12 protein-coding genes and 1 pseudogene are annotated in these 9,136 nt (G+C 39.2%); 6 read left to right on the top strand and 7 right to left on the bottom strand.

Going from position 1 to position 9,136, the window contains the following annotated elements; genetic code table 11:
- The first annotated feature begins 275 nt into the window (after nucleotides 1-275).
- Together ACQKN2_RS19755 and gerQ are read left to right on the top strand one after the other, a co-directional pair.
- Nucleotides 276-651 (top strand): annotated as a pseudogene (locus ACQKN2_RS19755) (cell wall hydrolase).
- A 21-nt stretch (nucleotides 652-672) separates the two neighbouring features.
- Nucleotides 673-1,014 (top strand): spore coat protein GerQ, encoded by a 342-nt coding sequence (gene gerQ / locus ACQKN2_RS19750; RefSeq protein ID WP_427416458.1) that lies wholly within the window; start codon nucleotides 673-675, stop codon nucleotides 1,012-1,014.
- A 315-nt stretch (nucleotides 1,015-1,329) separates the two neighbouring features.
- Here gerQ and ACQKN2_RS19745 read toward each other — a convergent pair whose 3' ends face one another.
- The 6 genes from ACQKN2_RS19745 to ACQKN2_RS19720 all read right to left on the bottom strand — a co-directional run bounded on the left by ACQKN2_RS19745 (nucleotide 1,330) and on the right by ACQKN2_RS19720 (nucleotide 5,109).
- Complete coding sequence (locus tag ACQKN2_RS19745; protein WP_427416457.1) at nucleotides 1,330-1,425, bottom strand: putative holin-like toxin; 96 nt, start codon at nucleotides 1,423-1,425, stop codon at nucleotides 1,330-1,332.
- A 430-nt stretch (nucleotides 1,426-1,855) separates the two neighbouring features.
- On the bottom strand, nucleotides 1,856-3,034 hold the full coding sequence (locus ACQKN2_RS19740) for a M20 family metallopeptidase (RefSeq protein ID WP_427416456.1): 1,179 nt from the start codon (nucleotides 3,032-3,034) through the stop codon (nucleotides 1,856-1,858).
- Nucleotides 3,035-3,464: 430 nt separating this feature from the next.
- Entirely contained in the window at nucleotides 3,465-3,845 is a 381-nt protein-coding gene (locus ACQKN2_RS19735; RefSeq protein WP_427416455.1) for a DUF423 domain-containing protein, read from the bottom strand.
- A gap of 23 nt (nucleotides 3,846-3,868) precedes the next feature.
- Entirely contained in the window at nucleotides 3,869-4,135 is a 267-nt protein-coding gene (locus tag ACQKN2_RS19730; protein ID WP_323648807.1) for a YwdI family protein, read from the bottom strand.
- Entirely contained in the window at nucleotides 4,132-4,311 is a 180-nt protein-coding gene (locus ACQKN2_RS19725) for a uracil-DNA glycosylase (RefSeq protein WP_068985233.1), read from the bottom strand. The genes ACQKN2_RS19730 and ACQKN2_RS19725 overlap by 4 nt, the downstream gene beginning before the upstream one ends.
- Nucleotides 4,312-4,431: 120 nt before the next feature.
- A complete protein-coding gene (locus tag ACQKN2_RS19720) occupies nucleotides 4,432-5,109 on the bottom strand; it encodes a uracil-DNA glycosylase (protein WP_427416454.1) in 678 nt (225 codons plus the stop codon).
- A 339-nt stretch (nucleotides 5,110-5,448) separates the two neighbouring features.
- On the opposite strand from ACQKN2_RS19720, the gene thiD reads away from it, so the two are divergent.
- Nucleotides 5,449-6,279, top strand: a complete 831-nt coding sequence (gene thiD, locus ACQKN2_RS19715) for a bifunctional hydroxymethylpyrimidine kinase/phosphomethylpyrimidine kinase (RefSeq protein ID WP_427416453.1) — start codon at nucleotides 5,449-5,451, stop codon at nucleotides 6,277-6,279.
- A gap of 79 nt (nucleotides 6,280-6,358) precedes the next feature.
- Here the strand turns inward: thiD and ACQKN2_RS19710 are convergent, their stop codons facing one another.
- A complete protein-coding gene (locus ACQKN2_RS19710; RefSeq protein WP_427416461.1) occupies nucleotides 6,359-6,838 on the bottom strand; it encodes an acyl-CoA thioesterase in 480 nt (159 codons plus the stop codon).
- A 235-nt stretch (nucleotides 6,839-7,073) separates the two neighbouring features.
- On the opposite strand from ACQKN2_RS19710, the gene ACQKN2_RS19705 reads away from it, so the two are divergent.
- The 3 genes from ACQKN2_RS19705 (at nucleotide 7,074) to bshB2 (ending at nucleotide 9,132) form a co-directional block, all read left to right on the top strand.
- Entirely contained in the window at nucleotides 7,074-7,400 is a 327-nt protein-coding gene (locus tag ACQKN2_RS19705) for a hypothetical protein (RefSeq protein ID WP_427416452.1), read from the top strand.
- Between the two features lie 678 nt (nucleotides 7,401-8,078).
- The gene (locus ACQKN2_RS19700) at nucleotides 8,079-8,429 is read left to right on the top strand and encodes a YojF family protein (RefSeq protein ID WP_427416451.1); all 351 of its coding nucleotides are present in this window, start codon (nucleotides 8,079-8,081) and stop codon (nucleotides 8,427-8,429) included.
- A gap of 13 nt (nucleotides 8,430-8,442) precedes the next feature.
- Nucleotides 8,443-9,132: a bacillithiol biosynthesis deacetylase BshB2 gene (bshB2, locus tag ACQKN2_RS19695; RefSeq protein ID WP_427416450.1), complete on the top strand. Its 690-nt coding sequence runs from the start codon at nucleotides 8,443-8,445 to the stop codon at nucleotides 9,130-9,132.
- Nucleotides 9,133-9,136 lie beyond the last annotated feature (4 nt).

Genomic DNA, 9,136 nt, shown 5'->3' with positions numbered 1-9,136 from the left:
TGACATCCGCCGGAGGCTTTGGGCCAACACGACGTTGGTCACTCAGTCGTTGCCACAGGACGTGGCGTTCTTAGACTGAGTTCCACTATTTCAGCAGGTATTTGGACACCCACTGAAAAAATAACTTCCCACCATTCATCTCACCGCCTATAGAGGTGGGAAACTTCTGCTGAAAAAAGTTAAAATTGAACATGTCTACGATACCATCATGCATATACTGTCTGCGAGGAGGAGTGAAAATCGCTGTAATAAAGACGAATGATGCACAAACAGCCATGCTAGCGAGGCTTATGCGCGCCGAGGCAGAAGGTGAAGGGAACGCTGATGGTCGGCAATGTTGGCGTCAATCGTGTACGAGCAGATTGTTTAGATTTTACGGATGTTCGTACAATTGAACAAATGGTTTATCAGCGTTCTGGGGGCTTTGAAGCGACAGTAAAAGGCTACTTTTATCAACGAGCACGTGATCAAGATCTTCGATTAGCAAGGAGGGTTATTCAAGGCGAAAGATTCCATCCAGCAACTCGTTCACTATGGTTATTCAGACCTGAGGGAGATTGTCCAGCACAATGGTATGGTCAGTGGAACACGGGAAGATTCAACGCGCATTGCTTCTTCTCGCCAACCGAAGAAGATTGTCCTCAAATCTAAAAGAAAGAAGGTTGATAACTTATGATGCCTTATTATTGGACACCGACAACGCAACAACAACAAATGCCTCAAGTGCCTCCACAGGTAATTCCCGGAGCACGACAACCTGGACGGGAGCAATCGTTTATTGAAAATATTTTTCGTTTGAATCGCGGAAAGCCTGGTACTTTCCATTTTTCTTTCGAACATGCGATTGAGCCAGGAAAAAACACGAAAATTGTGCGAGGCGTTGTAGAAGCTGCTGGTCGAGATCATGTTATTTTACGTGAACTCAAATCAAATCATCGTTTCCTATTCCCAATGATTTACTTTGATTTTGCTGAATATGATGAGGAAATGGCTTACTTTAACCAAAATCCATAATTGAAATGAACAATTCATAAGTTCGTGTTTTCTAAATTCCACTCCTCAATAGCAAGGAGGACCGAGCAAAGTGGTGCTCCTTCGCACCTTAGAGGTAATTATCCTATTGTTTTGTCAATTAGAGTAAAAAATTGTTCTATTTGAATAAACTCGTATCTCCATGTTATAATTCTTACTGAAGATGTATATAAAAAATATAAGACCATTCAGTGTGACAGCACCAAATGGTCTTAGTAACAAGACGAATCGCTTCAAAGGCGATTTGCAATGAGAAAAGAAGTAAACCTACTCACATGCTTGCGAGGCAGAGGCGGTTTACTTTTTTTGTGTAAAAGTAAATGACAAGGCAATTACTGACACTATAAGAATTGCAAAATTAATAGTCAGCGTCATTGCTTCAAAAATAGTCATTGGCATCAACTCCTTTCCCTTCAATCACTTGAAGAAAATAGGTGGAAATTTGATCGCCAACCGCCTTGAAACCTCTATCTAGTTACCTCTTAATTATATCATATTATAGGGAGAAATCGCTTTTCTAAACATATCTAACTATAACCATATAATCTACCTTACTAGTGTATTTCCTTATTTACACATAGTAAAATGAATGAAATATATAGAAGTAGCACTCAAAGTAATATCAGGAGACGTCTTGCTCATACTTCGTGGCAATGCAAGTTTCGTTGTGACTCCCGATTGGGTCTCATGTTTTTGAGTGCCCGTAAATGTTTCTCGTATGAAATGAGGAATTTACGCGGGCATTTATCATTAGATTGAAAAATTGGCATGGTAGGATTCCTCCTAGCATGCCAATTTTTATTGAAAGCCCTAAAAGAGCTTCCTATTGATTTTCTTGTAAAAATTGCAATGTTGCTTTTCCTAAAGTTTTGGCAGCAATCAACATTGCACGCTCATCAAAATCAAAGCGTGCATGATGATGAGGATATGCCACTTCCCACTCTGGCTTTTTAGCACCTGTGAAGAAAAATGTACCTGGTACATTCTCTAAATAATACGCAAAATCCTCACCAATCATAAATGGTGGGCACGTTATAATATTTTCTACTCCTGGTATATCAACTGCCAGTTGTGCAACAAATTCTGTTTCTTTCGCATGGTTGTAAACAGGTGGATAGCCCCTCGTATAACGGTAATTATAGCTTGCACCAAAGGCCAAACAAGAGGCATTTAATACGGCCTCAAGCTCTTGCTCCATTTGTTTGCGTACGGGCTCGTCAAAAGTTCGGACTGTTCCAGCTAACACTACTCGCTCTGCAATCACATTAAAAGGATTGATGGCCTCAAGATGACCAATTGTTAAAACGGCTGATTTTAATGGATCAATACGGCGAGATATGAGCTGCTGCGCATTGACTACAAACTGTGACGCTAGAGTAACAGCATCAATAGAATGATGAGGCTCCGCACCGTGACCACCTTTACCTTGAATCGTAATTTCCACCTTATCCGCGGCAGCCATAATTGCCCCATCTCTCACCAATATATCGCCCAATGGCGTTGGTGCCCATAAATGTGTACCGAAAATAACATCTACCCCGTCTAGACAGCCATCTTCAATCATAGGTTTTGCTCCACCTGGCGCCATTTCTTCTGCATGCTGATGAATAAAAACTATATTACCTGCAATGTCATCCTTCATTGCATGAAGCGCTTTAGCAAGCACTAGTAATGTCGCAGTATGACCATCATGTCCACATGCATGCATTTTCCCATCCACTTTTGACTTATAAGGAATGTCATTTTCCTCCTGAATGGCTAGAGCATCAAAATCAGCGCGTAATGCCACTGTTTTACCTGGCTTTCCTCCATTTAAAGTTGCAACAACACCCCGTCCACCTACATGCTCACGAACCTCATGTCCTAACGCTCGATGAAAAGCAGCTACATATGCTGGTGTTTCCACTTCCTCAAAGGATAATTCCGGATATTCATGTAGATGACGGCGAATCGCTACCATTTCATCATAGTTATTATCTAGTAAAGTAAAAAGCTTCTCCATATCACAAAACCTCACTTCTCATTTGTCGAACTTATTTGATAATTATAGTGTACTATAAATCCTTACAAAAACAATAGGAATTAAAACTACCATTCTATAGAAATTATATTGATCATCACCAAAACGTGTGGTTGATTTCCGTTCCGACTGGGCGCTTTCCTGGGGGCGTCCGATGAGCCGCTTCACTCGCTCTGCTCGCTGCAGGGTCTCATCTGTGACGCTGATCCCCGAGGAGTCGCCCAGCCTCCACTCCAATCAACTTATTTACATAGTAGACGTGTTAATAAAAAGTCATCCACAACTTGGTGATGAACCAATTATATTGATGATTTAGAAAAAATCTCTTCAATCCATTACTAAAAGAGATCTGTAAAAAACAAAAACTCCCTCACACATAGTGCAAAGGAGTAACTTTGTAGGACTATCTATATTATCGAGCATGTTTAAGCGCAGTTATTATAATTAGAACCCAGCCAACTAAAAATAGAACACCACCAATTGGTGTGATCGCGCCTAGAACTTTAACGCCGCTGATTGCCAGTACATATAAGCTTCCTGAAAAGAAGACAATACCTAGGTTGAAAAAGATTCCAGCTAAATTTAACTGCTTGACCGCACCTAGTAGTTTGGAGCTCATCAATATACCAATGATAAGGATAGCTGTAGCTTGAAACATCTGATACTGCACAGCTGTTTCCCAAATCCCGCGACTATAATCGTCTAGAACTTCTTTTAAAGCATGTGCACCGAATGCACCCAGTGCCACTGCTAAAAAGCCATGAAGTGCACCTGTCACGATAAATTTTTTCATATTGTTTACCCTACCTTTAATGGTTAAAAGTCAAAAATTGAATCACCATTCGCTCCGTCTTCTTCTTCAATTTTTGCTGTATATAAACTTGTTTGCTTCGGCTCTGACACTAGCATTTGCGGCAGATGTTTTGACTGCGCTTTAGAAATGCCGTCAGATGCGTCTAATACCACGTCGCATAATGCTCGGATTGCTGTTAAGGCTTCACGAATTTGTTGTTCGTCTCCAGCATTTTTGACACCGGATAATTGTTTTTCAAGTTGTTGAATAACGGCTTGATAAGGAATCATTGCATTCTCCCACTTTCTGCTTTTGGCACAAATTTCAGACAGTCTGTGCCAGAGGATTGTTTAACGACAACGGATGGTATTTGCTTTGTTTTAAAGCCATATGCTACACAAGCCCGTGGAGTTTGTGGGTCCCATGTTACTTTAAAATATTGACATTTGAAACAATTTACCTTCATCGTTGTCCCCCACTTTCTTCTATTATTAACTGTAACACGAAACGATAAGTGCATCAATTTCGCCTTGGCGTTATTATAGCTGTCGCTACAAAAACATTTACTGAATGAAGATAAAGATTACTAAGCTAGGCACCAATCAATTGCTTGCGCTCCCCATTCCTCTAACTGTGCATTGATTTTCGAGTATGGTTTACTGCCAAAAAACCCTCGATAAGCACTTAGTGGACTTGGATGAGGCGCTTCTAAAATAAAATGTGGCGTTGAGTATTGACGAATTAATTGTTTCTTTCGTTGTGCCGGTCTACCCCAAAGTACAAAAATAACGGGTTTATCTCTTGATGCTAATTTATCGATGACAGCATCCGTAAATTGCTCCCATCCTTGTTCTTTATGGGAATTCGCCTGACCTGCTCGAACAGTTAATACAGTGTTTAATAACATTACACCTTGCTGTGCCCATTTTGTTAATGTTCCGTCTGAAGGGATTGGACAGCCAAGATCATCCTGTAACTCTTTTAGCATATTTCGTAAGCTTGGTGGATGTGGGATTCCTGGCATGACCGAAAAACTTAAGCCATGTGCTTGGTTTAGTCTATGATAAGGATCCTGACCTAAAATTACGACCTTCACATCTTGATAAGCTGTCGTATAAAATGCATTCATTATATCATTCATCGGTGGGTAAATTGTTTGGGTTGAATATTCATGTTCTACAAATTGACATAGCTTTGTATAGTATGTTTTTTCTATTTCTTCTGCAAGTATTGCTTGCCAATCATTCGGGAATGCTTGTTTCATCTTAATATAAGCCCCTTTCTCTTCTTACAACGGTACAAAAAAATAATGTCGAATTCAAGCTTCAATTCAATTATGCCAAGGCATAATTGCGTCCAGAATCTACTTTTTGTTTAGCCCTTCATGAGGACTTTATTGCTACTGCAGGTCAGTTATGGATGCGATGATGTTAGGCTAACACCCTATATGAACTCCTTTCCTATATAGAGATGAGAGACTTCTACTAATAGAAGATAAACTGACCTTATAAAAATATACAATTCTGACTATTTTTATACACCCAGAATAAGACTATACTAGATGATAATTTAAAAAATTCCATTTATAAAGGAGATCTTCCCCATGGTTCTTAAAAAAACTTTAACGATTGCTGGTTCAGATACATCAGGTGGCGCAGGCATGCAAGCCGATCTTAAAACATTTCAAGAGCACGGCACATATGGCATGGTGGCATTAACAGTTGTCGTAACAATGGATCCAAACGGTTGGACTCATAACGTAACACCATTACCGACAGAGCTTTTGCAAAAACAAATCGATACGGCTCTTTCAACAGGTATTGACGCAATAAAAACTGGTATGCTGTCAACGGAAGAAATTATTCGTATCGCAGGTGATGCTATCGCAAAATCTGGTACGACAAATGTTGTTATTGACCCTGTAATGGTATGTAAGGGAGACGATGAAGTATTGAACCCTGGTAACACAGATGCAATGATTCAACATCTTTTACCATTAGCTGCAGTTACAACACCTAACCTGTTTGAGGCTGGACAATTAGCCGGAACAGGAACACCAAAAACAATCGAGGAAATGAAAACAACAGCTCATAAAATCCACGAGCTTGGTGCTAAAGCTGTTGTCATTAAAGGTGGAAAAGCGTTAGCTACTGAAAAAGCGACTGACTTATTCTTCGACGGTGAAAAATTCTACTTATTAGAATCTGAAAAAGTCGCTTCTACTTATAACCATGGGGCTGGCTGTACATTTGCTGCTTCAGTAACAGCAAACTTGGCAAACGGTCTTTCAGTAAAAGAGGCTGTAATTGAAGCAAAAGAATTCGTTTCAGCTGCAATCGCTCACGGTTGGGCATTAAATGACTATGTAGGACCAGTTATGCACGGTGCTAAATCTCGTTTTGGCGCACCACAAGTAACGGTAACTGAAATTTAAAAACGAAAAAATTTAACAACGAAAAAGGCATCTGTCTAGTGATCAGATGCCTTTTTTAGTTCTCCATCAATTCGAGCCGTTAATCCCATGGATTGTTTATTGAAATGAATTGGGCCAATGCCTTACTTTCCTTTTTACGCGCTGCACGTGCATTTGCTCGTACAGCTGCGGTTTCATGTAGCTTTGTCTCCTCTACTGTTTCCGGAATGACAGATGGCACTGGAGTTGGTTTATTATTTTCATCTAATGCAACAAAGGTTAATAATGCTGTTGCCGCTACCTTACGTTCACCCGTTTTCAATTCCTCAGAAATAACCTTTACGAAAACCTCCATTGAAGATATACCTGTCCACGATACATAAGATTCGAAATATACAGAATCAGTCGGGCGTATTGGATGCAAGAAGTCTACAGAATCCGTTGAGGCTGTCACGCAATCCCTACGACTATGCTTCGCAGCAGAAATTGAAGCTACTTGATCGATGTCACTCATTAATCGACCGCCAAACAGTGTATTATGATTGTTAATATCATTCGGAAAAACGCGACTTGTACGCATAACTCTTGATTCTTTACAATATTTAAAGTCTTTATTCACATTTATTCCCCCTAAAAACAACTGTTTGTTTTTACTATATTGCTCTATTTATCCATAAAAATCAATTTAATTATTAGAAAATTAGGAATTTTACCTTTAGAAGCGCAGGGATTATTGCTTCAAATGTAAAAAGCTTAGGACAAGATACGTTACTACTTCATATGCCATATATTAGCTGTATATGGGAGGGAGAAAAATGGCAAGACGTAAACAACAAAACACAAATGTTGATCCACCTAATCTAGGTGCCCAAGAAGCAGGTCTCCTAGGTGAAAATGCAGGTATCCAAAGTGGAGATATAACCTCTACTAAAGTAGAATTAATATCTTCAATGGTTTTGACAATAGGGTATTCCTTAGCAACCCTCTCCAACATTTTAGCATTACAGGAGGAAGAGGCAATGGAACAAACAAGAACATCCGACGCGCAAAATCAACATGTACTATATAGACAAATGCATAAGCATCTATCACATCTCAACAATCGTCTAGATTCCATTGAACGAAAACTCAACCGATATTAACAAATACATACTCCAAAAATCGTTAATAATAAAAAAGCCGCGATTCTCCGTCATAAAGAGAATCGCGGCTTTTTTTACTATACTATGATAATGAGCTTTCCGTCTTCTTCCCTTGTCATAGCCATACATAAAATGTTAAAGGAACGTCATCTATTGTACCAAGATAGAATTCGTTATTACCTAGTTTAAAATCCCCTTCAACACTATGTACTGCTTATCCGTCAATTAGGAAGAAATTATGGTCGCAGTATCTTTTCGTTTGTGAAATCGGATACAATACAAAACGACACATTTTGTACAAAATTGCTTCACACTTATTATATTGATATATTTCTAAATTTTTTTCAAGAATATTGCTCGATACATTTTCATAGATTAAAAGATGCATTCAATTATACCTTGGTATAATTGCGTTTAGAGGCTTTAGGCGGCCAACAATTTTTTTTTGCGCGAAAGCGTAGATAAATTGCCACAGGACGTGGCGTTTTCAGACTGAGTTCCTTTATTCAGTGTGTGTTTGAACATCCTCTAAAAGCAGTTCAATTTGTGAATGAACAAGCCTTCTAGATACCTTTGAAGGAAAGTTATTGATGATGTTATGCTGCAGAGGCATTCAATTTCCCTTTGTGAATTATTTTTACTATACTTAAAGGAGAAATAATCGAGAGGAGTGTTAAGATGCAAGAGGTAGAAGTAAAGACGTTACAGGAATTATTGAATTCTTTCGCCAACAAAGACGTTTATATCCATCTTGAGACGACGAACGGTTCTTATGCAGCACACTTTGATGAGAAATTTTTTAATGCAGGTGCTTTTATTCGTAATGCTAAAATCAACTATGAACTTGCTAAAGTGGTAGATGATTCACCCCATCGTGTTGGCTTGAAAATGGCACATGGCTGGGTTTATGCACAAGGCATCACACATTTTGAATTAGATGATTTAGGCCGTTTATTAATGGCTGGACTAGATTACTCAGGTAAATTGGCGATTGCACTTGAAATTAGCGAAACGCCATTTACTTATTAAGGGGGACGACTTTTTGAATTTACAACCACAACGTCATATTTTAATTGTTTACCCTCACCCAGATGATGAGGCTTTTTCAATTGCTGGAACAATTGCCTACTATACGAAGAAAATGAATACACCTGTTACATATGCCTGTTTAACTTTAGGCGAGATGGGGCGTAATTTAGGAAATCCACCTTTTGCAACACGTGAATCCTTGCCAGAAATTCGACGTAAGGAGCTTATTGCAGCAGCAGATGCTATGGGAATACAAGATTTACGTATGCTTGGTTTCCGTGATAAAACGATTGAATTTGAAGACGATGAAAAAATGGTAAAGCTTGTTGAAGGTTTAATAGAGGAGTTAATGCCTTCTCTTATCTTTACATTCTTACCTGGTTTTGCAGTGCATCCTGACCATGAGGCAACAGCACGTGCCGTAGTAGAAGCTGTTCGTCGTATGCCAAAAGCCGCCCGTCCACAAGTGTTGGGCTGTGCCTTTGCAAATGATACGATTGAAAAAAATGGGGAGCCACATGTTGTCGTCAATATAAGTGAAATGAAGACGGATAAAATTAAATCCTTACAAGCACATGCATCCCAAACGGCTTGGATGATGCAAGAAACAGAAAAACGCGTCGATGACGGTGAGCCGATGAGCGAAAGCTGGCTTAATATTGAAAAGTTCTACATTGTGAATCCTGATCATTATGTAAAATAAAAAA

Origin of the sequence: Lysinibacillus sp. NPDC093688, assembly GCF_050280145.1 — a bacterium.
In the GTDB taxonomy this organism is placed as follows: domain Bacteria; phylum Bacillota; class Bacilli; order Bacillales_A; family Planococcaceae; genus Lysinibacillus; species Lysinibacillus xylanilyticus_B.
This window is presented reverse-complemented; position numbering and strand designations above follow the sequence as displayed.

Excerpts from the sequence above, each read along its gene's own strand:
- gerQ (WP_427416458.1), top strand. The coding sequence starts at position 673 with ATGATGCCTTATTATTGGACACCGACAACGCAACAACAACAAATGCCT.
- ACQKN2_RS19745 (WP_427416457.1), bottom strand. The coding sequence starts at position 1,425 with ATGACTATTTTTGAAGCAATGACGCTGACTATTAATTTTGCAATTCTT.
- ACQKN2_RS19740 (WP_427416456.1), bottom strand. The coding sequence starts at position 3,034 with ATGGAGAAGCTTTTTACTTTACTAGATAATAACTATGATGAAATGGTA.
- ACQKN2_RS19735 (WP_427416455.1), bottom strand. The coding sequence starts at position 3,845 with ATGAAAAAATTTATCGTGACAGGTGCACTTCATGGCTTTTTAGCAGTG.
- ACQKN2_RS19730 (WP_323648807.1), bottom strand. The coding sequence starts at position 4,135 with ATGATTCCTTATCAAGCCGTTATTCAACAACTTGAAAAACAATTATCC.
- ACQKN2_RS19725 (WP_068985233.1), bottom strand. The coding sequence starts at position 4,311 with ATGAAGGTAAATTGTTTCAAATGTCAATATTTTAAAGTAACATGGGAC.
- ACQKN2_RS19720 (WP_427416454.1), bottom strand. The coding sequence starts at position 5,109 with ATGAAACAAGCATTCCCGAATGATTGGCAAGCAATACTTGCAGAAGAA.
- thiD (WP_427416453.1), top strand. The coding sequence starts at position 5,449 with ATGGTTCTTAAAAAAACTTTAACGATTGCTGGTTCAGATACATCAGGT.
- ACQKN2_RS19710 (WP_427416461.1), bottom strand. The coding sequence starts at position 6,838 with ATGCGTACAAGTCGCGTTTTTCCGAATGATATTAACAATCATAATACA.
- ACQKN2_RS19705 (WP_427416452.1), top strand. The coding sequence starts at position 7,074 with ATGGCAAGACGTAAACAACAAAACACAAATGTTGATCCACCTAATCTA.
- ACQKN2_RS19700 (WP_427416451.1), top strand. The coding sequence starts at position 8,079 with ATGCAAGAGGTAGAAGTAAAGACGTTACAGGAATTATTGAATTCTTTC.